Origin of the sequence: Streptomyces sp. NBC_00454, from assembly GCF_041434015.1 — a bacterium.
In the GTDB taxonomy this organism is placed as follows: domain Bacteria; phylum Actinomycetota; class Actinomycetes; order Streptomycetales; family Streptomycetaceae; genus Streptomyces.
The window spans coordinates 763,751-788,085 of the sequence record NZ_CP107907.1; the positions used below are offsets into that span (position 1 = coordinate 763,751).

A 24,335-nucleotide genomic window follows, 5' to 3' on the forward strand; every position below is an offset into this window, starting at 1 on the left:
GAGACGGCCTAGGGCGTGTCCGCAATGTCGGTCGGTCGTTGCTCCGTTCGTGGTGCGACGTCATGAACTGACTGATCAGGCCTGGGAAGTCATCGGGCCGTTGCTGGCTCCGCCCCGGATGGGGCGTCCGGTGCGGGACCGCCGGCAGGTCCTCAACGGGATCTTGTGGAAGCTGTCCACGGGTGCGGCCTGGCGGGACCTGCCTGAACGGTATGGGCCGTGGAAGACGGTCTACGAACGGTTCCGCCGCTGGTCAGCGGATGGAACCTGGGACCGGCTCCTGGCCCATGTCCAGCAGCACTCGGATGCGATCGGCGAGGTCGACTGGTCGATCGTCTGCGTCGACTCGACGATCGTGCGGGCCCATCAGCACGCCGCCGGAGCCCGAAAAGGGGGCCCTGGACCGGTGAAGCCCTCGGACGCTCCCGCGGCGGACTGAGCACCAAAATCCACCTCGCCTGCGACGGACGGGGCCGGCCCCTCGCGTTCACGATCACCGGCGGGAACGTCAACGACTGCACCCAGTTCGAACCGGTCATGGCCCGCCTCCACATCAAGCGATGCGGGCCGGGCCGGCCCCGCACCCGACCGGTGCGGGTGGTCGGCGACAAGGGCTACAGCTCCCGGAAGATCCGCTCCTACCTGCGGAAACGCGGCATCGCCTGCACCATCCTCGAACGCGTCGACCAGATCAGCGGACGCCTGCGACGAGGCGAGGGCCTGTGCCGTCTCGACCGTGAGATCTACCGGCGCCGAAACGTCGTCGAACGCTGCTTCAACAGGCTCAAGCAGAACAAGGCCCTCGCCACCCGTTACGACAAACGAGCCCGCCACTACAAAGCCCTGGTCACCCTCGCCTGCCTGCGACTATGGCTCCCCAGCTGACATTGCGGACACACCCTAGGGCCGGCCGCTCCCTCTTCCTCGAAGGGGCGACCGGCCGTACGCGTACCCGGGCGCGATCAGGGGCTGACCGCGAGGAAGAGGTAGGCGGCGAGCAGCACGATGTGGACTCCGCCCTGGAGGAGCGTGGCGCGGCCCGGAACGATGGTGAGGGCGCTGACGACGATGGTCAGCGCGAGGAGCACCATGTGGGTCGGGTCGAGGCCGAGCACGAGGGGGCCGGTGAGCCAGACGGAGGCCAGTGCGATGGCCGGGATGGTCAGGCCGATGCTGGCGATGGCGGAGCCGTAGGCGAGGTTGAGGCTGGTCTGGACGCGGTCGCGGCGGGCGGCGCGGACGGCGGCGAGGGTTTCGGGGGCCAGCACGAGCAGGGCGATGATCACGCCGACGACGGCGTAGGGCAGGCCGGCGTCGGCGACCCCGCGTTCGATGGTCGGGGAGACGGCCTTGGCGTTTCCGACGACGGCGACGAGCGCGACGAGGAGCAGCCCGAGGCTGATGAGGGCGGCGCGTGCGGTGGGCGGTTCGGCGTGTTCGTCGTCCTCGCCGGCGGCGGCCGCGGCGGCTGCTTTGGCGGCTTCCTTGCGGATCCGCTTGGTGTCCACGGGCAGGAAGTAGTCGCGGTGGCGGACGGTCTGGACGGCGACGAAGAGTCCGTAGAGGGCGAGTGAGGCGCTCGCGGCGAAGGCGAGCTGGGCGGTGGAGAACTCGGGGCCGGGCTTGCTGGTGGTGAAGGTGGGCAGTACGAGGCTGAGTACGGCGAGGGTGGCGACGGTGGCCAGGGCGGCGCCGGAGCCTTCGGCGTTGAAGACGGCGACGCGGTTGCGCAGGGCTCCGACGAGCAGGGACAGGCCGACGATGCCGTTGCAGGTGATCATGACGGCGGCGAAGACGGTGTCCCGGGCGAGGGAGGCTGACTTGTCGCCGCCGTCGGCCAGCAGGGTGACGATGAGGGCCACTTCGATGACGGTGACGGCCACGGCGAGGACCAGGGAGCCGAAGGGTTCGCCGACCCGGTGTGCGACGACTTCGGCGTGGTGGACCGCGGCCAGTACCGCGCCGGCCAGGCACAGCGCGACCAGGGCCACGGCGAATGACGGCAGGTCGCGTCCCCAACTGAGGGCGAGCGCGACGAGTGCCACCACGGGGACCATCACGGTCCAGTCGGTCAGGGGGGTTCTGTGCGTTGCCGTACTCATATCAGCCAACTTGCCAGAACTGTCCCCCCGGTGCGTCGCAAGACCCGCCTCCACGCCTCTGACGTGGCACTTCTCACGATGCGGCCGGGCGTGGCGGACCGGCCGGGTGTGGCGGGCCGACCGGGCATGGCGAGCCGACCCGCCAGGGACCGACCCGCCACGCCCGGGGTGGCTTCGTGACTTCGAGCGCCGCTACATCGCGCGCTCGTGGCCCTCCCAGTACGGCTCGCGCAGGCGGCGCTTGTACAGCTTGCCGTTGGGATCACGCGGCATGGTCTCGATGAAGTCCACGGTCTTGGGCCGCTTGTACCCGGCGAGCTGGCGTTCGCAGTGCCGGAGGATCTCCGCCGCCAGCGCGTCGCTCGCCACGAACCCCTCCGCGGGCTCGATGACCGCCTTGACCTCCTCGCCCCAGGAGGGGTGCGGAATACCGAAGGCCGCGGCGTCCGCGACCGCCGGATGGGTGAGCAGAGCCGATTCGATCTCGGCCGGGTAGATGTTCACCCCGCCCGAGATGATCATGTCGATCTTGCGGTCGCGGAGGAAGAGGTAGCCCTCCTCGTCCATCAGGCCGAGGTCGCCGACGGTGAAGAAGTCGCCGATGCGGTTCTTCTTCGTCTTGCCCTCGTCCTTGTGGTAGCTGAAGCCGCCGGTGTTCATCTTGATGTAGACGGTGCCGAGTTCGCCGGCGGGCAGCCGCTCGCCCTCGTCGTCGAAGATGGCGAGTTCACTGATCGGCCAGGCCTTGCCGACGGTTCCCGGCTTCTTCAGCCAGTCCTCGGCCGTCGCGAAGGCGCCGCCGCCCTCGCTCGCCGCGTAGTACTCCTCCACGCACCGGCCCCACCAGTCGATCATCGCCCGCTTGACGTGGTCGGGACAGGGCGCGGCGCCGTGGATGGCGTGCCGCATGGACGAGACGTCGTACGAGTCCTTCGTGTCCTGCGGGAGCGCCAGCAGCCGGTGGAACTGCGTCGGCACCATGTGGGTGTGGGTGCAGGCGTGAGAGTCGATCAGGCGGAGCATCTCCTCGGGGGTCCACTTGTCCATGAGGACCAGCGGGTGCCCGATGTGCAGGGCTGCGGCCGCGAACTGCAGTACGGCCGTGTGGTAGAGCGGCGAGCACACCAGGTGGACGTTGCCGTCGAAGGGCCGGATGCCGAAGATGCCCAGGAACCCGCCGAGGTAGGTCTCCTCCGGGAGCTTGCCGGGCAGCGGGCGGCGGATGCCGCGCGGCCGGCCGGTGGTGCCGGAGGTGTAGTTCATGACCCAGCCGAGCGTGCGGTCCCCGGGGACGGTGTCGCTCTGCCCGTCGAGCAGTTCGCCGTACGAGCGGAAGCCCGCGACGGCTCCGACGGCGTAACGGTGGCTCGCGGGCAGCCCGGCCTCGTCGGCCGCCGCCGTGGCGGCGTCGGCGAACCGCTCGTGGGCGATGAGGACCTTGGCGCCGGAGTCGGAGACGATCCAGGCGATCTCGGGGCCGACGAGGTGGTGGTTGACCGGGACGAGGTAGAAGCCGGCCTGTGAGGCGGCGAGGTAGGCGGTGAGGAACTCGACACTGTTGGGCAGGACTACGGCGAAGACGTCGCCCTTCTCCAGGCCCGCGGCGCGCAGGCCGTGCACGAGCCGGTTGACGTCGGAGTGCAGCCGGGCCGCGGACCACTCCTCACCCTCGGGGGTGATCAGGACGGTGCGGTCGGGGTCGGCGGCGGCCTGGGCCCAGAAGCCGTTCGGGGGCTGCTCGGTCTGACCTCGGGTCTGCGTGTCGGTCATGCTGCTGCTCACGCCTCTCAGGCTCGGCCGGCGATGCGGTTGATGCGGTCGATGGCTCGTTCGAAGCCGCTGGTGAGGTCGTCGAAGACGGCCTGGACGCTGCGCTCGCTGTTCATCCGTCCGACGATCTGGCCGACGGGGGTGCCGAGCAGCGGCTGGATCTCGTACTTCTGGATGCGGGACACGGCCTCGGCGACGAGCAGGCCCTGCAGCGGCATCGGGAGCGCGCCGGGGCCCTCCGGGTCGTCCCAGGCGTCGGTCCACTCGGTGCGCAGCTGGCGGGCGGGCTTGCCGGTGAGGGCCCGGGAGCGGACGGTGTCGCCGGAGCCGGCGGCGAGGAGCTTCTCGGTGAGGGCGCGGGAGTGCATGTCGGCTTCGGTGGTGGTGAGCCAAAGGGAGCCGAGCCAGGCGCCCTGGGCGCCCAGGGCGATGCCCGCGGCGACCTGTTCGCCGCTGCCGATGCCGCCCGCGGCGAGGACCGGGATCGGGGCGACTGCCTCTACTACCTCGGGTACCAGGACCATGGTGGCGATGTCACCGGTGTGGCCGCCGGCCTCGTAGCCCTGGGCGACGACGATGTCGATGCCGGCTTCGGCGTGGCGGCGGGCGTGCTTGGCGCTGCCGGCGAGGGCGGCGACGAGGACTCCGTGGTCGTGGGCGCGCTGGATGACGTCGGCGGGCGGGGAACCGAGGGCGTTCGCCAGGAGTTTGATGGGGTAGTCGAAGGCGACGTCGAGCTGGTTGCGGGCGACCTGCTCCATCCAGCCCGTGATGCGCCAGCCGGAGGCTTCGCCCTCGGCGAGCTCGGGGACGTGGTGTTTGGCGAGGGTGTCGCGGACGTACTCGCGGTGCGCGGCCGGGATCATCGCCTCGATGTCGGCCTCGCTGATGCCGTCCACGGCCTTCTTGGCGGGCATGACGACATCGAGGCCGTACGGCTTGCCGTCGGTGTGCTCCTGCATCCAGTCGAGGTCGCGCTTGAGGTCGTCGGGGGCGGTGTAGCGCACCGCTCCGAGTACCCCGAAACCACCCGCGCGCGTGATGGCCGCGGCGACCGCCGGGAAGGGCGTGAAGCCGAAGATGGCGTGTTCGACTCCGAGTTTCTTGCTCAGCTCCGTCTCCATGGGCGGCAGGATGCCGCAGCGGGGGCGCCGAGGGAAGAGATTTTCTGATGCAGCGTCAGATTCTTTGCGGCCCGGTCACTGCGGGAGGTGCGGGGCGGACGGGCAGATACTTCGGGAGGGCTCGACGGCGGACGGGAGGACCGGTCATGGAGGCACGAACGGCAACCGGGAACGACGGTGAGACGAAGGACTCCGCCAGCCGCGCGGGCGCGGGCGCGGGCGGCAGAGACGACGGCCGGGGCGACGCGGGCATCGGTCGGGGCGACGCGGGCATCGGTCGGGGCGACGCGGGCATCGGTCGGGGCGACGCGGGCGACGCACGGCGCAGCGCGGGCAGCCGTCCGGTCGGCGGGGGCGCAGGGCCGGGCGGCGCCGGCGGCCTGCGCCGAAGCGGTGGCAGTGAGGGGGGTAGCGGCGAGGACGTCCCGGGTTCCGCGAGTGGCGGCGGGCTCACGCGGCGGCGGCTCGGGGCGCGGCTGCTCGCGCTCGGGGGTGTGCTCGTACTCCAGGCCGCGCTGCCCGGATCCGCGGGGGCCGCCGGGCCCGCGGCGCGGCGCTCGATGCAAGGGCTGCGGCTGCGCTACGGGTCCGCCCGCCAGGCCGGGCTGTTGGAGAAGCACCTCGAAGGGGCGGTGGACGAGGCGCGGAGGTTCCTCGGCCCCTCACCCGAACACCCTTACTACGCCGGGGCCGTGGTCCTCGCCGGCCGCGGCCGGACCGTGGCCCTGCACCGGGCGGTGGGCGACGCCGTCCGGTACCGCGACTACGACGGGCGCACCGACCGGGTACGGGAGTTCCCGGCCGCCGAGCGCATCGCGATGGCGGAGGACACCGTCTTCGACCTGGCCTCGCTGTCGAAGCTGTTCACCTCGCTGCTGGCGGTGCAGCAGATGGAGCGCGGGCGGCTGGAGTTGGAGGCGCCGGTCAATCGGTATCTGCCCGAGTTCACGGGCGGGGGCAAGGAGTCGATCACCGTCCGCCAGTTGCTCACGCACACCTCGGGGCTGCGGTCCTGGGCCCCCTTCTACAAGGAGTCCACCCGGGCGGGGCAGTTGAGGCTGCTGTGGTCGGTGACGCCGCAGGAGACCCCCGGGACGGTCTACCGCTACTCGGACCTCAACCTGATCACCCTCCAGCTGCTCTTGGAACGGATCACCGGTCACACTCTGGATCTCCTGCTCCACGACGAGATCACTGCTCCACTCGGTATGCACCGCACTCGTTACAACCCGCCGGCCTCCTGGCGCCGGGTCACCGCCGCCACCGAGGTGCAGCGCCCGCCCTGGTCCGGGCTCGACCGCGGGCTGGTCTGGGGGGAGGTCCACGACGAGAACGCGTACGCCCTGGGCGGCGTCGCCGGCCACGCCGGCGTCTTCGGCACCGCCTGGGACCTCGCCGTCCTCGCCCGCACCCTCCTCGACGGCGGGAGCTACGCCGGCAAGCGCATCCTGCGCCCCGCCTCCGTCGAGCTGCTCTTCACCGACTACAACACGGCCTTTCCCGGAGACGACCACGGACTCGGCTTCGAGCTCTACCAGCACTGGTACATGGGCGCCATGGCCACCCCGCACTCCGCCGGGCACACCGGTTTCACCGGCACCTCCCTCGTCCTGGACCCCTCCACCGACTCCTTCCTCATCCTGCTCGGCAACTCCGTCCACCCCGTGCGCACCTGGCGCGCCGGCAGCGCCCCCCGCGTCGCCGTCGGCAACCGCTTCGCCCGCGCCGTCCCCGTCCGCACGAAGCACGGCGGCCCGGCCTGGTACTCCGGCATGGAGACCGGCGCCTCCGGCACCTTGACCCTCCCTCCCCTCACTCCGGCCACCGGCTCCGCCCGGCTGCGCTGCGCGCTGTGGTGGGACACCGTGCCCGGCGCGGGATCCCTGCACCTGGAGGCCTCCGCCGACGGGCGGACCTGGGAGCCGCTCCCCTTCACCACCGTCCGCACCACCGGCGGAGCCACCGAGGAATGGCCGGACGCCACCCTCACCGGCTGGTCGGGCCGCATCTGGCACCGCCTCGAAGCCCCCCTCACGGCCTGGGCCGGCCGCGAGGTCCGCCTCCGCTTCCGCCACGCCGCCCAGGGCCGCTACGTCGGCCGCGGAATCTACGTGGACGTCCTGCGTGTATCGGAGCCCACCCACCTCCTGTTCGCCGAAGACCGCCCCGCCGACGCGTCCCGCATCGAGGCGACGGGCTGGACCCGCTCGGCGGACTAGCCGGACCGGGCGGGGACGGGGCGGGGCGGTATCAGCGCAGCACGGCGCGTTCGTCGACTCTGCGGGCGGGCGCGGTGGTCCGGAAGGTCCGGGCGGGGACCGGGCCGTGGGCGATGTTGAAGGTGTCGAGCCGGTAGGTCCACAGGTCCCCGTGGGCGCTGGGGAATCGGTAGTTGATCCGCCAGCTGAGCCACTCGCCGCGGCCGATCCGCACGGCCGGCGGCCGCCGCCACCGGCTCGGCTGTCCGTGCGGGATCACCGCCACCAGCACCCGCAGCAGCCCGTCCGCCTCATCCAGCCGCACTCCGGCTCCGAGGTCGTCCCCGTACTCGACCCCGAGCATCCCCTCGCTCGTCGCGCACCGAGGGAGGAAGCCATCGGCCTCGTACATCAGGACCTCGTGCACGAACGGCGGCGCCACGGACGGCAGGTCGAGGGCCACGGGGGCAACGGGCCGGGCGCCGACTGGTCGACGGCTCCGTGCGGGCTCACCCGGATGGTCGGCATCCCCGGCGGCACGCAGCTGGTGGAGTGGCCGCGTCCCCGCTTCAGAGCTTCACCAGGGAGATCCCCTTGTCCCACCGTACGAGCCTGCGCGCCCTGCTGATCGGCGCGTGCACGGCGGCGCTGATGGCCGGCTCCGGCCTGCTGGTGCTTCCCCGCCCAGGCATAGGTCCGCCCGGCGGCCTCCGCTCCCTCGGCCGCCGCCTCCTCCGCCCGCCTGGCCACGAGGGCCGAGACGTCGGCGGAACACACCCGTGCCCACAGGCGTTCATACTCGTTGTTGAGGTTTGTTTACCATTCAACGCGAAGGCAGGCAGAGCCATATGAACGCCATTGACTGGGACAACCCGATCGACCCCAAGCCGGGCTGGACCCTCGATCACGTCAAGCTGTACGTCGGTTCGGGCGGGACCGAGGGGCAGTTCTGGAACAACACCCAGACCCTGCTCCTCACCACCGTCGGCCGCAAGTCGGGCAAGCCCGTGCGCACCCCCCTCATCTACGGCGAGGACGAGGGCCGTTACCTCATCGTCGCGTCCAAGGGCGGCGACCCCGCGGACCCGCTCTGGTACCGCAACCTCAGCGAGCACCCCGAGGTCCGCGTCCAGGTCGGCCCCAAGGTCGTCCAGGGCATCGCGCGCACCGCGACCTCCGAGGAGCGTGCCGCGTTCTGGCCGCTGATGGTCAAGCACTGGCCCTCGTACGACGAGTACCAGACCAAGACCGACCGTGAGATCCCGATCGTGGTGATCGACCCCGTCGCCTGACCCAGGGGACTGCCCCTCGGGCCGGGGCCGCTCAGTGCCCCAGTACCGCCATCGCCGCGTTGTGACCGGGCACCCCGCTCACGCCGCCGCCGCGCACCGCCCCCGCACCGCACAGCAGTACGTTGCGGTGGGCGGTCTCCACTCCCCAGCGGCCGCCCGCGCCGTCCTGGTCCGCGTAGGGCCAGGACAGGTCCCGGTGGAAGATGTGGCCGCGGGGCAGGCGCAGTTCGCGTTCCAGGTCGAGCGGGGTCTTGGCCTCGATGCAGGGGCGGCCGTCGGTGTCGAAGGCCAGGCAGTCCGTGATCGGTTCGGCCAGGTGGGCGTCGAGCTGGGCGAGGGTGGCGGTGAGCAGGACCTCCCTCGCCCCCTGGTTGTCGTGGTCGAACAGGCGCGCCGGGGTGTGGAGTCCGAAGAGGGTGAGGGTCTGGTAGCCCTGCTCCACCAGCTCCGGCCCCAGGATCGTCGGATCCGTCAGCGAATGGCAGTAGATCTCCGAGGGCGGTACGGAGGGCAGTTCGCCGGTCGCGGCCTCCGCGTAGGCCCGCGCGAGCTGCTCGTACCCCTCCGCGATGTGGAAGGTCCCGCCGAAGGCCTCGCGCGGGTCCACTGAGGTGTCCCGCAGCCGGGGCAGCCGCCGCAGCAGCATGTTGACCTTGAGCTGGGCGCCCTCGGCGGCCGGGGTTTCGGGCTCCTCGCCCAGGAGTGCGGCCAGGGTCTGCGGCGAGGCGTTGACGAGCACCACCCGCGCGGCCACCCGGCCCTCCCCCGTCTGTGTCCGGAAGGCCACCTCGGCCGGCGCCGTCGTGCCGTCCGTGTCGATGCGCACCACCTCGTGCCCGGTGGCGATCTCCGCCCCGGCCGCCCGTGCGGCTCCCGCCAGGGCGTCGGTGAGCGCCCCCATGCCGCCGACCGGAACGTCCCAGTCCCCCGTGCCGCCGCCGATGACGTGGTAGAGGAAGCAGCGGTTCTGCGCGAGCGAGGGGTCGTGGGCATCGGCGAAGGTGCCGATCAGGGCGTCCGTGAGGACCACCCCGCGCACCAGGTCGTCGGTGAACTCCCGTTCCACCGCCCGCCCGATCGGTTCCTCGAACAGCATCCGCCAGGCCGCCTCGTCGGCGACGCGGGCCCGGAGCTCCGCCCGGGTGGGCAGCGGCTCGGTCAGCGTCGGGAAGACGCGTGCCGCGACCTGCCCGGTGGTCCCGTAGAAGGCGCGCCAGCTCTCGTACTCCCGGTCGGAGCCGGTCAGCCGGGCGAAGGACTCCCTGGTGCGGGCCTCGCCGCCGCCGACGAGCAGCCCGCCGGGTCGGCCGGAGCGCTCGAAGGGGGTGTACGAGGAGACCGAGCGCCCCCGTACGGCGAACTCCAGGCCCAGCTCGCGCACGATCTTCGCCGGGAGCAGCGAGACGAGGTACGAGTACCGGGACAGCCGGGCGTCGATGCCCGCGAACGGCCGGGTGGACACCGCGGCCCCGCCGGCGTGGCCGAGGCGCTCCATGACCAGCACCGAGCGGCCGGCCCGTGCGAGGTAGGCCGCGGCGACCAGGCCGTTGTGGCCGCCGCCCACGATCACCGCGTCGTAGACATCCGTACCGAAGCCCCGCGAGGTCGTCATGGCTCTTGGTAACACACCTGACCCAGCCGCTCCAGACAGTGCGCTTCGTCGGCGTGGGCGGCGACCGTGTCGGGGTGGTCGTCGCCGAGGGATCGTTCGCGGATGCCGGAGAGTTCCCGGTAGACGGGCAGGGCCTCGTCCCAGCGGCCCAGCCGGCCCAGTCCCACGGCGAGTTCCCGGCGGCTGACCAGCGTGTCGGGGTGTTCGGGGCCGAGCGCCTTCGCCCGTGCCGCGGCCACCTGCCGGGCCTCGGCCACGGCCTCCTCCCAGCGCTCCAGGCGCCCCAGGTTGACCCCGAGGACGTGCCGGGCGCGCAGGGTTTCGGGGTCGGTGGCCCCGTAGGCGCGGGTGCGGTCGGCGACCAGGGACCGGAACAGCTCCAGGGCCTCGGCCGAGCGGCCGGTACGGCCCAGCGCGATGCCTGACTCGTACCGTGCGGCCAGCGTGTCGGGGTGGTCGCGGCCCAGCACCCGCTCCCGTACGGCGGCCACGTGCCGGAAGCCCTCCAGGGCCTCTTCCCAGCGCTCCAGGCGGCCGAGCGCGTACGCCACCTCGTACCGGGTGAGCAGGGTGTCCGCGTGCTCCGCGCCCAGGGCGGCCGCCCGGTCCGCCGCGACCCGGGCGGCGGTGGTGTGGGCCTCGGCGTAGCGGCCGAGGGCGCCGAGGGCGCAGGCCAGGTTGTGCCGGCAGCGCAGGGTGTCGGGGTGGTGCGGTCCCACGGTCCGCTCGCGGGCGGCCAGCACCGCGCGGTAGCCCTCGTAGGCCTCCTGGTGGCGGCCGAGCAGGCCCGTCTCGTACGCCGCCTCCTGCCGCGCGGCGAGGGTGTCGGGGTGGTCCGGGCCGAGGACCCGGGCCCTGCCGTCGGCCACGGCCGCGTACACGGCGAGGGCCTCGTGCGTGCGGCCGGCCCGGCTGAGGGCGAAGGCCCGGGTGTGGCCGGCTGCGAGCGCGGCGGTGCCGGTGGGGTCGGCGCCGGGGCCGCGCGGGAGCCCGTAGGCGGCGGTGAGCCGCGGGTCCTCGGCGGGGCGCGGCCGGACGACGGACAGGGCGGGGACGGGGGCGGCACCAGTGCCGGAACCCGGGGCGGAGGCGGAGGCGGAGGCGGAGCCAGGCCCCGGAGCGGGCGCGGCACCGCCGTCCGGGCGTACGGCGGCGGACGCCGCGTCCGGGAGCCCGGCGGCGGACCCGGGCAGGCACCCGGCGGCGGATTCGGCGGCGGATTCGGCCGATGCTCCGGACCCGGTGTCGGATCCCGCGCCGGATCCCGTGTCGACCCCCGCCGAAGGCGCCCCGGCAGACCCGTCGGGCTGGTGCGCGCCGGAGCGCGCGGCCGTCCAGGAGCCGGTCAGGACGGCCCACTCCCCGCTCGCGGGGCGGGCCGCGAGGCCCGCCTTGCGCCCGGCGGTCATCCCGTCGGCCCATCCGGGCAGCGCGGCCCCCGCGCCGGACGGCCCGCCCGGGAGCACGCCGGGGCCGAGCCGGGCCTCGACGAGGAGCCGGTGGAGCCGACGGGCATCGTCCGGCCGGTCCTCGGGCCGCTTGGCCAGCAGGTCGAGCACCAGCCGCTCGAAGTAGCCGGGCAGTTCGGGGCGGTGCTCGCGCGGCGGCACGGGCGCGGTGTCGCGGTGGCCCACGAGCACGGACCAGGAGTCGCCGAGGTCGAACGGCGGCGCCCCGGTGGCGATCTCGTAGAGGACGCAGCCGAGGGAGTAGAGGTCGCTGCGGTGGTCGACCTCGCCGCCCGCGATCTGCTCGGGCGACATGTAGTGCGGGGTCCCCATGGCCATGCCGCCGCCGGTCAGCTTCGCGGTGAAGCCGATGTCGGCGGCGAGGCGGGCGATGCCGAAGTCGCAGATCTTCACCGTGCCGTCGGTGAGCCGCATGATGTTGGCGGGCTTCAGGTCACGGTGGACCACGCCCTGGTCGTGGGTGTAGCCGAGGGCGGCCGCCATCTGCTCGGCGATGTCGACGACCACGTCCACGGGGAGCGGGCGCGCTTCGTTGTCCTCCAGGAGCTGGCTGAGGTTGCGGCCTTCGAGCAGCTCCATGACGAGGTAGAGGGGACCTCCGGAGGCGCTGTCGTCACCGAAGTCGTGGACGACGGTGACGCCCCGGTGCTGGAGGGACGCGGCGACGCGCGCCTCGCGGCGGAAGCGCTCGCGCAGCACCTGGGTGAAGTGGGCGTCCTGCTCGGGCCCTATGGGCTTGAGGCATTTGACGGCCACGTGCCGCCCCAGCGACTCGTCGCGGGCCCGCCACACCTCGCCCATGCCGCCGCGGCCGATCAGGTCGAGGGACCGGTACCGGCCTTGGATCAGTCTGGACTCCGCCATGTCTTGAAGTCGCCCCCGTGTGTCGTGCTACGCCCTCCCCGGCCGGTCCAGTATGGCCGCCGCCGTACGAAGTGTGTACGGGGAGGGGCGGCTCCCGGGGCCCATGCGGCGCATCGCTTTCAAGATGTGACCTGGAGGCAGCTGCCAGCGCAGACCTGCGGGAATGCTGCGCAACAGGCTACCGGTGAGGCGCAGGCGCCTGGTGACGCTGCGCGGGGCCGGTGCGGGGCGGCCGTACAGCTGGTGCGCGTAGGCGGGGAGGGATCCGTAGGCCAGGGCGGCGAGCGGGCGCCACACCAGATTTCGGCCAGGGACCAGGAGCGGGTGGATCGGCGGGCTCCGCAGGAACTCGTCGACGGCGCGGGCGTCGGGCCCGGCGGCGAGCTCGGGGCGGATCCGCTCGAAGTAGGCGGCGAGGGCCGCCGTGTCCCCCGGGACCTCGGACGGGTCGAGCCCGACGAGGCGGGCGTTGACACGGTTCTCGGCCACATAGCGGTCCGCCTGACCGGGGCCGAGCGGGATGCCGGAGCGGCGGATGATGTGCAGGAAGCTGTCTATCTGCGCGCAGTGGACCCACAGGAGCAGCTCGGGGTCGTCGACGGGGAACCGCTCCCCGGTGACGGGGTCGGTCGCGGACAGCGTGCGGTGGATCTTCCGGACGCGGGCCCCGGCCTGCTCGGCGGCCTCGGTGGTGCCGTAGGTGAGGGTGCCGACGAAGTCGGCGGTACGGAGCAGCCGGCCCCAGGCGTCCCGCCGGAAGTCGGAGTTCTCCATCACCCCCCGGACGGCGCGCGGATGCAGGGCCTGGAGGTAGAGGGCGCGGACCCCGGCGATCCACATCATCGGGTCGCCGTGGCACTGCCACGTGACGGACCCGGGCCCGTAGAGCCCCGGGTCGGGGCCGCCGTCCGCTGCACTCATGATCGCTCCCACTCCCCCGCGCCGACCTCTGCCCGTGCTCGGCTCCTACCCTGGTCCTGCCCGGGATTCCGGCGTTCCACCCCACCGGGGCCGGTAGGCACCACTACCATTCCCCGTCGGCGGACCGCACCCGCTCCCCTTTGGACGAGGAGCACGGGCATGCGTACGGGTATGGGTACGGGTACGGGTACGGGTCAGCTCGACGGCAAGGTCGCCGTCGTCACGGGCGGCTCGGCGGGCATCGGCCTGGCGACCGCGCACCGGTTCGTCCGGGAGGGCGCCCGCGTCTTCATCACCGGCAGGCGGGAAGCCGAACTGGCCGCGGCGGTCGCGGAGCTGGGCGGGACCCCCGCAGCCGTCGGCGTGCGCGGGGACGTCTCCCGGGTCGCGGACCTGGAGCGGCTCTACGCGGCGGTCGCGGACGCGGGCTGCGAGGCGATCGACGTGCTGGTCGTCAACGCGGGCGGCGGACCGGCCGGCGGGTTCGCCGATTTCACCGAGGAGCAGTTCGACGCCACCTCGGACCTGAACTTCCGGGGCGCCTTCTTCACCGTCCAGCGCGCCCTGCCCCTGCTGCGCGACGGCGCTTCGGTGATCCTGCTGGGCTCGGCGGCCGGTTCCTCGGCGTCCACGCGGTACGGGGTGTACGCCGCCGCCAAGGCGGCCGTACGGTCGCTCGCGCGCAGCCTCGCGCTGGAGCTGGCGGGGCGCTCGATCCGGGTCAACACCCTCAGCCCGGGGCCGATCGACACCCCCGCCCTGGCCCAGGCGCCGGCCGCCGTACGGGAGCGGGCGACCGCCGGGGTTCCGCTGGGCCGGGCCGGACGCCCGGAGGAGGTGGCCGCGGCGGCCCTCTTCCTGGCCTCGCGGGAGAGCAGCTTCATCACGGGCATCGAACTCTTCGTGGACGGCGGGGCCGGGCAGGTCTGACCGGCCCCGTGGAGCCCCGGCACGCCGGAGCCGTGGCGCGCGGACGCGACACGGCTCCGGATCAGTCGGTGCCCGCGGAGCGGGGTCAGCGGCGCACCCGCGGCATGCCGAGGCCGATCCACGAGATGATCTCGCGCTGGATCTCGTTGTTGCCGCCGCCGAAGGTGAAGATGACCGCGCTGCGGTAGCCGCGTTCCAGTTCGCCGTGGAGGACCGCGCCCGCGGAGCCGTCCTTGAGGGAGCCGGCCGCGCCGACGACCTCCATCAGCCAGGCGTACGCGTCCCTGCGCGCCTCGGAGCCGTAGACCTTGACGGCGGAGGCGTCCTGCGGGGTGAGGGTGCCGTCCTGGACGGCGTTGACCATCTGCCAGTTCAGCAGCTTCATCGCGTCGAGGCGGGCGTGGGTGCGCGCCAGGCGGCCCCGGACCCAGGAGAGGTCGATGACGCGGCGGCCGTCGGCGAGCTTGGTGTCGGCGGCCCAGCGCTGTACGTCGTGCAGGGCGCGGATGGCCATGGTGCCGTGGGCGGCGAGGGTGACGCGCTCGTGGTTGAGCTGGTTGGTGATCAGCCGCCAGCCCTTGTTCTCCTCGCCGACTCGGCGGTTCGCGGGGACGCGGATGTTCTCGTAGTAGCTGGCGGTGGTGTCGTGCGAGGCGAGGGTGTTGATGAGGGTGCAGGAGTAGCCGGGGTCGCTGGTCGGGACGAGGAGCATGGTGATGCCCTTGTGGGCGGGGGCGTCGGGGTCGGTGCGGACGGCGAGCCAGACCCAGTCGGCGGTGTCGCCGTTGGTGGTCCAGATCTTCTGTCCGTTGACCACGTAGGTGCCGGTCTCCTCGTCGCCCTCGCGGACGGCCTTGCACTTGAGGGCGGCGAGGTCGGTGCCCGCGTCGGGCTCGCTGTAGCCGATGGCGAAGTCGATCTCCCCGGCCAGGATCTTGGGGAGGAAGTACGCCTTCTGCTCGTCGGTGCCGAACTGCATGATGGTCGGCCCGACGGTGTTGAGCGCCATCAGCGGTAGCGGTACGACGGCCTGCGCGGCCTCGTCGAAGAAGATGAACTGGTCCATCGGCGACATGCCGCGGCCGCCGTACTCCTTCGGCCAGCCGACCCCGAGCCAGCCGTCGGCCCCGAGCCGGCGGATGGTCTCCCGGTAGAAGCGCTTCTGCGCGGCCGGGTCCTCGTACCGGCCGTAGACGTCCTCGGGGACCAGCTCGGCGAAGTAGGCGCGCAGCTCGGTGCGCAACTGCTGCTGCTCAGGCGTGTATTCGAGGTGCACGGCCCCTCCGGGTCTCTCGTGGCTGGTCGTCGCGCGGGCGTCCATCGCCGATGCGGGGGCAGACTAGAACCTGTTGCAAGAATCCGGAAGGGTCAGCGGTCGGCGGGCTCAGCGGGCCATCACCCCGGTTCCCGTGAGCCCCGGGCGGATCAGGACCTTGATGTGCTCCTCCGGGCGGCGCAGGGAGGCGAAGGCCGCGTCCAGGCCGCCGAATCCCGCTTCCCCCGTGACCAGGGACCCCGGATCGATGCGGCCGTCGGCGAGGCGGCCGAGGGTGGCGCCGAACTCCTCGGGCGGGTAGGTCAGGCACATGCGGATCGTGACGTCCTTGTAGATGCCGACCACCGGGCGGATCACGTCCTCGGTCATCACCCCGCCGATCTGCAGGATCTCGGTGCCGCGCGGAACGGTGTGGAGGAGTTGGTTGAGCATGCCCGGCACGCCTACGCAGTTGACGACCACGGTGGGGCGCGGCCGCGGTCCCGCGAGTTCCGCGCAGTGCCCTACGGGGTCCCGCCCGGCCGGGTCCACCACCGCGTGCGCGCCGAGCCGCAGCGCCGCCGCCCGCCGCAGGGCGGAGGGGTCGGAGGCGACGACGGGTTCCGCTCCGCGCTCCAGCAGTGCGGCGATGGCGCCGAGGCCGACCGGTCCGCAGCCGATGACCACGGCCGGGGTGCCCCGGCCGGCCGCGCTGCGGGCGATGTTGCCGAAGCCGACGGCCAACGGTTCGGTGAGGGAGGCCAGTTCGAGGTCGAGGGAGTCCGGGACGGGCAGCAGCGCCCGGGCCTGTACGACGATCCGCTCGCCGAATCCGCCGGGGAAGGCGTTGCTGTAGCCGACGGTGCGCACGCTCCCGCCCGGGTCCACCGCCCAGGGCAGGCCGACGACCCCGGTGCCCGGCTCGGGACCGGTCGCGCCGGGCCCGTAGGACAGGACCCGGCCGGAGAACTCGTGGCCCATCACCAGCGGCCGGGCGGGGTCGAAGAGGAAGCTGGTGGTGCCGCTGTCGCGGGAGGCCCGCAGGAATTCGGCGGTGTGCGCCACCGCGCTCAGGTCGGAGCCGCAGATCCCGCAGGCGGCGGTCTCCACGAGCGCCTGCCCGGGGCCGGGTACCGGATCCGGGTGCTCGCGCACGAGGAAGCGGCCCTCTTCGAGCACGGCCGCCCTCAACGGACCTCCCCCTTGCGGGCGATGGCTTCCATGGTGGACTTCCGCACGGCTTCGACGAACCGCCCGCTGTTGCGGCCGGCCCACTCCAGAGCGGCGCGGCGGGCATCGGCGTGTCCGGTGAGCCGGGGCACGACCCGTTCGGCGAAGAGTTCCAGGCTGCGCAGGGCGGCCGCCGGTTCGGCGAGGTCCAGCTGGAGGATCAGGAAGGTCCCGAATCCACCGGTCCTGTCGGCCAGTTGGGCGATCCGCTCGACGGCGTCCTCGGCGGTGCCGATGACAGCCCGGCCGAAGGTGGGCAGCCCCTCGGTGGTCCACCGCTCGACGGCGCCGGCCGGGGTGGCACAGCCCTCCAGGCGGGTACCGCCCAGCTTCTCGATGTACTCCACCAGATCGGGCGTGCCGTACTCGGCTTCGCGCAGCGCCTGTTCACGGGTCTCGGCGAGGTGCACCGGGGTGACCAGCCGCCAGGCGGAGCGTTCGGCCGGGTGCCCCGCTTCGGCGCAGGCCCGCTCGTGGGCGGCCCAGTTGGCGCCGAGCGCCCCGTATCCGGCCGGGTCGGCGGCGGCCAGCGAGAGCATGCCGACCCCGTGGCGTCCGGCGAGCACCGCCCCGGTGGGCGATACGGCGGAGGCGACCGCGATCTCCAGCTCCCGACCCCGGTAGGGGCCGAGCTGGAGCCGGGCCTCCTCCAGGGCGAACCAGTCGGTGGCGGCGGTCACGGTCTCCCCGCGCAGCAGCCGCACGATCGCATCGAGCGAGTCGGCCATCATCTCGCGGGAGCGACCCGGGTCCACCCCCATCATGAAGGCGTCGGAGGGCAGTTGACCGGGGCCGACCCCCAGCATGGCGCGTCCCCGGGACTGCTGGTCCAGCTGGCAGATCCGGTCGGCGAGGATCAGCGGCTGGTGGTACGGAAGGGAGTTGACCCCGGTGCCGAGCATGATCCGCCCGGTCCGCTCGGCGGCGGCCGCGAGGAACAGCTCGGGCGAGGCGATGATCTCGTACCCGGCGGAGTGGTGCTCCCCCGCCCAGACCTCGTCGTACCCGAGCCGGTCGAGGTCGCCGACGAGGTCGAGGTCCCGGCGCAGCTGGAGCGCCGGGTCCCGGTCGGGGTGGTGGTAGGGGGCGAGGAACACCCCGAAGCGGTGCGGGAGATACGGCTGCGGGCGAGCCTGCTGTTGCGGATGCGACTGCGGCATGTGCGGTGGCCTTCCCTCGACGGCGCCTGACCCGGCATCCGACGAAACACCGCTCCCGCCGCAGGTTCAATGGCGGCGGCGCCGTCCTCCCGCTGAGTGGGATGTCCCGCGGGCCGCACGGCCGCACGGCGCATCCGGGTGGTACCCGAGTGGCACCCGGGCGGGTCAGGTGTAGAGGAAGGTGTAGTCGAAGTACACGAGGTCGCGTATCCCGTCGAAACAGAACGAGCCCGAAGGGATCACGTCCAGCCCCTCCGCGAGCGCCGCCTTGTTGTACGTCTCGCTGCTCTGCCAGCCGGCGCCGCTGGGCACGAACGGCTTCAGCTCGGCGGGCAGGGCGGACAGCGTGGTGACCTCGAACTTGTGGGCCTGGTCGCGCAGGATGCGCTTCGCGGTGCCCGCCTTGAGGTGGGCGAGGCCGACCAGGCGCACCCGGGAGTCCGGGCTCGGCACGGTCCGGGGGGCGCCCGGCTCGTCGGCGTCGTAGCCCAGCCAGTGCGCGTCGGACACGTCGCCCAGCGCGGTCCAGAAGCGCCGGTTGAGCGGTTCCAGGTCGGTGCGGACCTTCATGCCGGCCGCCTTCTCGGGCCACAGCACGTAGGTGAGCCCGGCTCCGCCGAGGAGCAGCGGGGCCCCCAGTCCCAGGAGAAGCCCCCGTCTGCTGGTGTGGCCCCGCTGTGCGCCCATCAAGTCCCCCCGTTGCCCGATCCCGTCAGTTCAGGGCGCTGATCATAGCCACAGTGGCTGATTTCATAGCCGTCCGTGCGGCGGTCAAATACGGGCGCGGGTCCGCCGGGGTCAGATGCGTGCGGATCGCTTCGGTCATCGCCACGTTGAGCGCGGTGCCGATGTTGACCTTGCGGATGCCTCCGGCGACGGCTGCCGCGAGTTCCCCGTCCGGCAGGCCCGAGGAGCCGTGCAGCACCAGGGGCACGTCGACCGTCTTGGCGAGCCGGGCGAGCAGCGCGTGGTCCAGGGCCGCGGTCCGGCTGGTCATGGCGTGGCTGCTGCCGATCGCCACGGCCAGCGCGTCCACTCCGGAGTCCGCGACGAACCGCCGCGCCTCGTCCGGATCGGTACGGGCGCCGGGTGCGTGCGGGTCCAGCGGCGCGGCCCCGTTCTTTCCGCCGACCTCGCCCAACTCGGCTTCGATCCACAACCCGTTGACGTGCGCCCAGTCGGCGGCGGAGCGGGTTGCCTCCAGGTTCTCGGCGTAGGAGAGGTGCGCGGCGTCGTACATCACCGAGCTGAATCCGGCGTCCACGGCCTGGCGCAGCAGGTCGGAGCTCTTGACGTGGTCCAGGTGCAGGCCGACCGGAACCCCGGCGGCCTCGGCCACGGCCACCGCCGCACGGGAGATGGGCAGCAGCTGCCCGCCCCTGAACTTGACGGCGTTCTCGCTGAGTTGGAGGATCACGGGCACTTGGGCCGCTTCGGCGCCCGCGACGACGGCTTCGGCGTGCTCCAGCGTGATGATGTTGAAGGCGGCCACGGCCCGCCCCCTCGCGGCCGCTTCGCGGACGAGCGCTCCGGCACAGACGAGGCTCATCGGACCGCCTCCTCGCCCGTGGTCAGGATCACCGAGCGGGTCAGGTTGCGCGGTGCGTCCGGATCCAGCCCCCGGTGCGCCGCGACGGCGACGGCCAGGCGGTGTACGCGGACCAGCTCGGCCAGCGGGTCGAGGTGTCCGGCCACCCACTGGGCCCCGGTCCCCCGGACCTGTTCGGCGAGCCCCTCGGGCGCCTCGCCGATCGACCAGGTGGCGGTGCCGGGCGCGGTGACGCTGATGGGCCCGTGCCGGTACTCCATGGCCGGGTAGGACTCGGCCCAGGCCAGGGCCGCTTCGCGCATCTTCAGCGCGGCCTCGTTGGCGAGTCCGATGCTCCAGCCTCGCCCGAGGAAGGTGAACTGCCCCCGGGTCTCCAGCTCGGCCGGGAGCGGGGCGGTGAGCGCGGCGCGCGCGTCGGCGACCACGGACGGGGTGTGCAGTCCGACGTGGGCGCGCAGCAGGGTGAGGGCGGTGGTGGCGAAGCGGGTCTGGACCACGGACTGCTCGTCCGCGAAGTCCAGTACGACGAGCTCGTCCGCCAGGGTGATCACGGGGGTGGACGGATCCCCGATGACGGCGGTGGTGGGTACGCCCGCGTCCCGCAGGCCGGCCAGCAGGTCGAGCACCTCGGTGGTGGTCCCGGACCTGGTCAGCGCGATGACCCGGTCGTAGCGGCGGTGGTGGGGGAACTCGGAGGCGGGGAAGGCGTCGGTTTCGCCCTGCCCGGCCTCCTCGCGCAACACGGCGGCGGCCTGGGCCATGTAGTACGAGGTCCCGCATCCGACGATCGCGGTACGCTCCCCCGGCCGCGGCAGCACCGCCCGCCGCTCCGGGGCCAGTTCGGCGGCCCGCTCCCAGCATGCGGGCTGCGTGCCCAACTCGTACGCGACGTGGCTCATGGCGGCTCCCTAGCGCGGTGCGTGCACCCCTGAATGCGTGTTCTTGCAAGATAGTGGGCACTTTCACGCAACTTCAAGCATCTCGGGGATGATCTCCTGCGTTAATGTCGATACTCGGGCCGGCGTGTAGGCCAAGAGAGACCATCGAAGCGAACAGTGAAGCGAAGACCGAAGGGGCGGCCGATGACCCGCAAGGAACGCTGGCAGACACTGCTGGACCTGCTGGTGGAGCGGGGCGAGCTGGAAGTGGAACCCGCCGCGGAAGCCCTCGGCGTGTCCGCCGCCACCATCCGCCGCGACCTCGACCAGCTCGCCGAACAGCAGCTGCTGGTCCGCACGCGCGGCGGAGCGGTCCTGCACGGGGTCTCGTACGAACTCCCCCTGCGCTACCGCACCTCGCGCCGCGCCGCCGAGAAGGGCCGCATCAGCGAGACGGTCGCGGCGCTGATCGTGCCGGGCGAGGTGATCGGCCTGACCGGCGGCACCACGACCACCGAAGTGGCGCGGGCACTGGCCGCCCGCCCCGACCTCGCCACCGGCTCCCCCGCCCTCACCGTGGTCACCAACGCCCTCAACATCGCGGGCGAACTGGTCATCAGACCGCAGTTCAAGATCGTGCTGACGGGCGGCGTGGCCCGGCCCCAGTCCTACGAGCTCACCGGCCCCCTCGCCATGGAGGTGCTCGGGCAGCTCTCCGTGGACACCGCCGTGGTCGGCGTGGACGCCTTCGACCCGGCCGACGGGGCCGCCACCCGCCACGAGGACGAGGCGGCCATGAACCGGCTGCTCTGTGAGCGGGCCCGCCGGGTGGTGATCGCCGCCGACTCCAGCAAGCTGGGCGTCCGCGCCTTCGCCCGCATCGTCGCCACCGACGCCGTGGACATCCTGGTGACCGACACCGGGCTCTCCCCGTCGGTCGCCGAGGCCTTCGAGGCGGCGGGCGTGGAGGTCATCCGGGCCTGAGTCGCCGACGGGGGCGGGCCCAAGTGCCGTACCGGCCACAGCACTGCACTCCCGCAATGACCGACGATCTTCTGCGCCTCACCGTCCTGGGCAGCGCCACGCCCTATCCGAGCGCGGACCGCGCGCAGCCCGGTCGAATCCGCCTTCGCCGTTGAGGAGCTCTACGACGGGCACCGGGTCCGGGTCGGCCCGCTCACGCTCTCCAGCCGGGCGGTGACCCACGGGATGCCGGCCTTCGCCGTACGCGTGGAGGAGGGCGGGCGGTCCCTGGTGTACTCCGGGGACACCCCCCCCTGCCCCGGCCTCACCGGCCTCGCCGAGGGGTGCGACGTACTGCTCTGCGAGGCGGAGAGTACCCGGCCGCCCGCGGACGGCGAAGCGGTGCACCACACTCCCGAGGAGGCCGGCGACACCGCGCGGGCCGCCCGTGCAGGGAGGCTGATCGTCACGCACGTGGGCCGCGGGCTCGATCCGCGGGACGCGGTGGCCCGCGCCGCGACCCGATTCGACGGCCCGGTCGAGCACGCCTCGCCGGGCACGGTGTTGCGGGTCTAGGACGCCTCTTCCGGTCCTGCCGGGCCCGCCCCCGTGGGGCTCAGTGCTCCGGGAGCCGGCCCGCCTCACGGACCAGGGCCGCCAGGACCGGGGCGATCAGCGGATGCGCCTCGGCCCCGCGCCGGGTGGCGGCGAACACCCGGCGGGTCGCCGCGGTGCCGGCCACCGGGCGGACCTGGACCTCCTTGAGGTCCATCCCGCGCAGCGCCGAGCGCGGCACGAGCGCGACCCCGGCTCCCGCGCCGACCAGCGCGACCACGGCTCTGAAGTCATCGGAGGAGTGCACCAACCGGGGCTGGAACCCGGCGAGTTCGCAGGCCAGCTGCATCACGTCGTGGCAGGGGTTGCCGGGGTACTGGCCCACCCAGTCCGAGTCGGAGAGGTCGGCCAGCGACACCTCCGGCAGATCGCCGAGCGGGTGCCCGGCGGGGAGGACCGCGTCGAAGGGCTCCGCGTAGAGCGGGAGCACCGAGAGCCGGCCGTCGCCCGCGCCGGGCGCGCCCCGGTATTCCACGGCCAGCGCCAGGTCCGCCTCGCCGTCGAGCAGCAGCGGCAGGCTCTGGTCGCCCTCCGCGTCGCGCACGCGCAGCCGGATCCCGGGATGGTCCACGGCGAGCCGGGCGATGGCCGGGGCCAGCACCTCGGCGATGCCGGTGGCGAAGGCGGCCACGGTGACCTCGCCCGCCGAGCCGCCCGCGTAGGCGGCGAGTTCGGCCTCGGCCCGCTCCAGCTGCGCCAGCACCTCGTGGGCGTGCCCGAGCAGGATCTCTCCGGCGGCGGTGAGCCGTACGCCCCGCCCGCTGCGGGTCAGCAGCGAGTGCCCGGTCTCCTGCTCCAGCGCCGCGAGCTGCTGGGAGACGGCGGAGGGGGTGAGGTACAGGGCTGCGGCCGCGGCGGTCACCGTACGGTGGTCCGCCACGGCCCGCAGGATGCGCAGCCGGCGGGGGTCGATCACGCTGCCATTCTCGCAGCTCGCGGGGCCCGTGCGGGCCGCACCCGAAGCCCAGGGGCGGCGCTCCGCCCGAGGCCCCTGGGGTTCCGCCCCTGACCCCGCGCCTCAAACGCCGGCGGGGCTGAATCTTCCAGACCGCCGGCGGTCACGACCCGGATTTCCCGGACCTCCGGCGGTCACCCGCCGGCCAGGGCTCAGGACTCGGCGCCCGCCAGCGCCGCCCGCGCGTCGATGAACGCGGCCACCGCGCGCTCCACGTCCGCCGTGGAGTGGGCGGCCGAGAGCTGGACGCGGATGCGGGCCGCGCCCATCGGGACCACCGGGTAGGAGAAGCCGATCACGTAGACCCCGCGCTCCAGCAGCAGCTCCGCCATCTTCGCCGCCTCGGCCGCGTCGCCGATCATCACCGGGGCGATGGCGTGGTCGCCGGGCAGGATCTCGAAGCCCGCCTCGGTCATCTTCGTGCGGAAGAGCTTGGTGTTGGCGGCGAGCTGGTCGCGCAGGTCGCCGGCGGACTCCAGCAGGTCGAGGACCTTGAGCGAGGCCGCCGCGATGACCGGGGCGAGGGAGTTCGAGAAGAGGTACGGGCGCGAGCGCTGGCGCAGCAGCTCGACGATCTCGGTGCGCGCGGCGACGTAACCGCCCGAGGCCCCGCCCAGCGCCTTGCCCAGGGTGCCCGTGATGATGTCGACGCGGTCCATGACCCCGTGCAGTTCCGGGGTGCCGCGGCCGCCGGGGCCGACGAAGCCGACGGCGTGCGAGTCGTCGACCATGACCATGGCGTCGTAGCGGTCGGCCAGGTCGCAGATCTCGGCGAGCGGGGCGACGTAGCCGTCCATGGAGAACACGCCGTCCGTGACGATCAGACGGCGGCGGGCGTCCTGCGACTCCTTGAGCCGGGTCTCCAGCTCGGCCAGGTCGCGGTTGGCGTACCGCAGCCGGCGGGCCTTCGACAGGCGGATGCCGTCGATGATCGAGGCGTGGTTGAGGGCGTCGGAGATGACCGCGTCCTCGGGGCCGAGGAGGGTCTCGAAGACTCCGCCGTTGGCGTCGAAGCAGGAGGAGTAGAGGATCGTGTCCTCCTGGCCGAGGAAGGCGGAGAGCCGCGCCTCCAGCTCCTTGTGCACCTCCTGCGTACCGCAGATGAAGCGCACGGAGGCCATGCCGTAGCCCCAGCGGTCGAGGGCTTCCTTCGCGGCGGTGACGACCTCGGGGTGGTCGGCGAGGCCGAGGTAGTTGTTGGCGCAGAAGTTGAGGACCTCACCGGACGCGCCGCCCGAGGTCACGGCGACGGCGGCGTTCTGCGGGGTGCCGATGACGCGCTCGGGCTTGTGCAGCCCGGCGGCGCGGATCTCGTCGAGGGTGGCGCGGAAGTCCTCGCGGACGGTCTCGAACATGTGCGGTGCTCTCTTTTCTCCTGGTGCGGCCTGGTGCGGCGGAGGGAGGGAAGGAAAGGGGGCCGGGCCCCGCGGAGGGGGGAGGGTGGGCGG

19 protein-coding genes and 2 pseudogenes are annotated in these 24,335 nt (G+C 73.0%); 6 read left to right on the forward strand and 15 right to left on the reverse strand.

Going from position 1 to position 24,335, the window contains the following annotated elements:
• Positions 1-52: 52 nt before the first annotated feature.
• A pseudogene (locus OHU74_RS03545) lies at positions 53-885 on the forward strand (IS5 family transposase).
• A gap of 77 nt (positions 886-962) precedes the next feature.
• Here OHU74_RS03545 and OHU74_RS03550 read toward each other — a convergent pair.
• From OHU74_RS03550 to OHU74_RS03560, 3 genes are all read right to left on the reverse strand, one after another.
• Entirely contained in the window at positions 963-2,102 is a 1,140-nt protein-coding gene (locus OHU74_RS03550) for a calcium:proton antiporter (RefSeq protein WP_371614525.1), read from the reverse strand.
• Positions 2,103-2,294: 192 nt separating this feature from the next.
• Entirely contained in the window at positions 2,295-3,872 is a 1,578-nt protein-coding gene (locus OHU74_RS03555; protein ID WP_371619552.1) for an acyl-CoA synthetase, read from the reverse strand.
• A gap of 17 nt (positions 3,873-3,889) precedes the next feature.
• Entirely contained in the window at positions 3,890-4,996 is a 1,107-nt protein-coding gene (locus tag OHU74_RS03560; protein ID WP_371614526.1) for a nitronate monooxygenase, read from the reverse strand.
• A gap of 146 nt (positions 4,997-5,142) precedes the next feature.
• Here OHU74_RS03560 and OHU74_RS03565 point away from each other — a divergent pair, with 146 nt between their 5' ends.
• Positions 5,143-7,215, forward strand: coding sequence for a serine hydrolase (locus OHU74_RS03565; RefSeq protein ID WP_371614527.1), 2,073 nt, complete (start codon positions 5,143-5,145; stop codon positions 7,213-7,215).
• A 31-nt stretch (positions 7,216-7,246) separates the two neighbouring features.
• On the opposite strand, the gene OHU74_RS03570 is transcribed toward OHU74_RS03565, so the two are convergent.
• Positions 7,247-7,657, reverse strand: a complete 411-nt coding sequence (locus tag OHU74_RS03570) for a hypothetical protein (RefSeq protein ID WP_371614528.1) — start codon at positions 7,655-7,657, stop codon at positions 7,247-7,249.
• Between the two features lie 385 nt (positions 7,658-8,042).
• On the opposite strand from OHU74_RS03570, the gene OHU74_RS03575 reads away from it, so the two are divergent.
• Complete coding sequence (locus OHU74_RS03575) at positions 8,043-8,486, forward strand: nitroreductase family deazaflavin-dependent oxidoreductase (RefSeq protein WP_371614529.1); 444 nt, start codon at positions 8,043-8,045, stop codon at positions 8,484-8,486.
• Positions 8,487-8,517: 31 nt separating this feature from the next.
• On the opposite strand, the gene OHU74_RS03580 is transcribed toward OHU74_RS03575, so the two are convergent.
• From OHU74_RS03580 to OHU74_RS03590, 3 genes are read right to left on the reverse strand one after another with little or no spacing between them, the layout of a single operon-like run.
• Entirely contained in the window at positions 8,518-10,098 is a 1,581-nt protein-coding gene (locus OHU74_RS03580) for a phytoene desaturase family protein (RefSeq protein ID WP_371614530.1), read from the reverse strand.
• Positions 10,095-12,431 (reverse strand): tetratricopeptide repeat protein, encoded by a 2,337-nt coding sequence (locus OHU74_RS03585; protein WP_371614531.1) that lies wholly within the window; start codon positions 12,429-12,431, stop codon positions 10,095-10,097. Before OHU74_RS03585 ends, OHU74_RS03580 begins: the two co-directional genes overlap by 4 nt.
• A gap of 27 nt (positions 12,432-12,458) precedes the next feature.
• Positions 12,459-13,352, reverse strand: coding sequence for an oxygenase MpaB family protein (locus OHU74_RS03590; protein ID WP_371614532.1), 894 nt, complete (start codon positions 13,350-13,352; stop codon positions 12,459-12,461).
• A gap of 159 nt (positions 13,353-13,511) precedes the next feature.
• On the opposite strand from OHU74_RS03590, the gene OHU74_RS03595 reads away from it, so the two are divergent.
• Complete coding sequence (locus tag OHU74_RS03595; RefSeq protein ID WP_371614533.1) at positions 13,512-14,282, forward strand: SDR family NAD(P)-dependent oxidoreductase; 771 nt, start codon at positions 13,512-13,514, stop codon at positions 14,280-14,282.
• 85 nt (positions 14,283-14,367) lie between these two features.
• Here the strand turns inward: OHU74_RS03595 and OHU74_RS03600 are convergent, their stop codons facing one another.
• The 6 genes from OHU74_RS03600 to OHU74_RS03625 all read right to left on the reverse strand — a co-directional run bounded on the left by OHU74_RS03600 (position 14,368) and on the right by OHU74_RS03625 (position 20,375).
• Positions 14,368-15,558, reverse strand: coding sequence for an acyl-CoA dehydrogenase family protein (locus OHU74_RS03600; protein ID WP_371614534.1), 1,191 nt, complete (start codon positions 15,556-15,558; stop codon positions 14,368-14,370).
• Between the two features lie 108 nt (positions 15,559-15,666).
• The gene (locus OHU74_RS03605) at positions 15,667-16,728 is read right to left on the reverse strand and encodes a zinc-binding dehydrogenase (RefSeq protein ID WP_371614535.1); all 1,062 of its coding nucleotides are present in this window, start codon (positions 16,726-16,728) and stop codon (positions 15,667-15,669) included.
• Entirely contained in the window at positions 16,725-17,927 is a 1,203-nt protein-coding gene (locus OHU74_RS03610; RefSeq protein WP_371614536.1) for an LLM class flavin-dependent oxidoreductase, read from the reverse strand. Before OHU74_RS03610 ends, OHU74_RS03605 begins: the two co-directional genes overlap by 4 nt.
• 165 nt (positions 17,928-18,092) lie before the next feature.
• Positions 18,093-18,614 carry a hypothetical protein gene (locus OHU74_RS03615; RefSeq protein WP_371614537.1) on the reverse strand — a complete coding sequence of 174 codons (522 nt, stop codon included), beginning with the start codon at positions 18,612-18,614 and terminating at the stop codon, positions 18,093-18,095.
• 25 nt (positions 18,615-18,639) lie between these two features.
• The gene (locus tag OHU74_RS03620; protein ID WP_371614538.1) at positions 18,640-19,476 is read right to left on the reverse strand and encodes a ketose-bisphosphate aldolase; all 837 of its coding nucleotides are present in this window, start codon (positions 19,474-19,476) and stop codon (positions 18,640-18,642) included.
• Positions 19,473-20,375, reverse strand: a complete 903-nt coding sequence (locus OHU74_RS03625) for an SIS domain-containing protein (RefSeq protein ID WP_371614539.1) — start codon at positions 20,373-20,375, stop codon at positions 19,473-19,475. The genes OHU74_RS03620 and OHU74_RS03625 overlap by 4 nt, the downstream gene beginning before the upstream one ends.
• Before the next feature lie 183 nt (positions 20,376-20,558).
• Here OHU74_RS03625 and OHU74_RS03630 point away from each other — a divergent pair, with 183 nt between their 5' ends.
• Positions 20,559-21,338 carry a DeoR/GlpR family DNA-binding transcription regulator gene (locus tag OHU74_RS03630; protein WP_371614540.1) on the forward strand — a complete coding sequence of 260 codons (780 nt, stop codon included), beginning with the start codon at positions 20,559-20,561 and terminating at the stop codon, positions 21,336-21,338.
• Positions 21,339-21,458: 120 nt separating this feature from the next.
• Positions 21,459-21,893: pseudogene (locus OHU74_RS03635) on the forward strand (MBL fold metallo-hydrolase); the annotation flags it as partial.
• Between the two features lie 40 nt (positions 21,894-21,933).
• On the opposite strand, the gene OHU74_RS03640 reads toward OHU74_RS03635, so the two are convergent.
• Both OHU74_RS03640 and OHU74_RS03645 read right to left on the reverse strand, forming a co-directional pair.
• A complete protein-coding gene (locus tag OHU74_RS03640) occupies positions 21,934-22,848 on the reverse strand; it encodes a LysR substrate-binding domain-containing protein (RefSeq protein ID WP_371614541.1) in 915 nt (304 codons plus the stop codon).
• Between the two features lie 191 nt (positions 22,849-23,039).
• On the reverse strand, positions 23,040-24,242 hold the full coding sequence (locus OHU74_RS03645; protein WP_371614542.1) for a glycine C-acetyltransferase: 1,203 nt from the start codon (positions 24,240-24,242) through the stop codon (positions 23,040-23,042).
• Positions 24,243-24,335: the final 93 nt, after the last annotated feature.

Excerpts from the sequence above, each read along its gene's own strand:
- OHU74_RS03550 (WP_371614525.1), bottom strand. The coding sequence starts at position 2,102 with ATGAGTACGGCAACGCACAGAACCCCCCTGACCGACTGGACCGTGATG.
- OHU74_RS03555 (WP_371619552.1), bottom strand. The coding sequence starts at position 3,872 with ATGACCGACACGCAGACCCGAGGTCAGACCGAGCAGCCCCCGAACGGC.
- OHU74_RS03560 (WP_371614526.1), bottom strand. The coding sequence starts at position 4,996 with ATGGAGACGGAGCTGAGCAAGAAACTCGGAGTCGAACACGCCATCTTC.
- OHU74_RS03565 (WP_371614527.1), top strand. The coding sequence starts at position 5,143 with ATGGAGGCACGAACGGCAACCGGGAACGACGGTGAGACGAAGGACTCC.
- OHU74_RS03575 (WP_371614529.1), top strand. The coding sequence starts at position 8,043 with ATGAACGCCATTGACTGGGACAACCCGATCGACCCCAAGCCGGGCTGG.
- OHU74_RS03580 (WP_371614530.1), bottom strand. The coding sequence starts at position 10,098 with ATGACGACCTCGCGGGGCTTCGGTACGGATGTCTACGACGCGGTGATC.
- OHU74_RS03585 (WP_371614531.1), bottom strand. The coding sequence starts at position 12,431 with ATGGCGGAGTCCAGACTGATCCAAGGCCGGTACCGGTCCCTCGACCTG.
- OHU74_RS03590 (WP_371614532.1), bottom strand. The coding sequence starts at position 13,352 with ATGAGTGCAGCGGACGGCGGCCCCGACCCGGGGCTCTACGGGCCCGGG.
- OHU74_RS03595 (WP_371614533.1), top strand. The coding sequence starts at position 13,512 with ATGCGTACGGGTATGGGTACGGGTACGGGTACGGGTCAGCTCGACGGC.
- OHU74_RS03610 (WP_371614536.1), bottom strand. The coding sequence starts at position 17,927 with ATGCCGCAGTCGCATCCGCAACAGCAGGCTCGCCCGCAGCCGTATCTC.
- OHU74_RS03615 (WP_371614537.1), bottom strand. The coding sequence starts at position 18,614 with ATGGGCGCACAGCGGGGCCACACCAGCAGACGGGGGCTTCTCCTGGGA.
- OHU74_RS03620 (WP_371614538.1), bottom strand. The coding sequence starts at position 19,476 with ATGAGCCTCGTCTGTGCCGGAGCGCTCGTCCGCGAAGCGGCCGCGAGG.
- OHU74_RS03625 (WP_371614539.1), bottom strand. The coding sequence starts at position 20,375 with ATGAGCCACGTCGCGTACGAGTTGGGCACGCAGCCCGCATGCTGGGAG.
- OHU74_RS03630 (WP_371614540.1), top strand. The coding sequence starts at position 20,559 with ATGACCCGCAAGGAACGCTGGCAGACACTGCTGGACCTGCTGGTGGAG.
- OHU74_RS03645 (WP_371614542.1), bottom strand. The coding sequence starts at position 24,242 with ATGTTCGAGACCGTCCGCGAGGACTTCCGCGCCACCCTCGACGAGATC.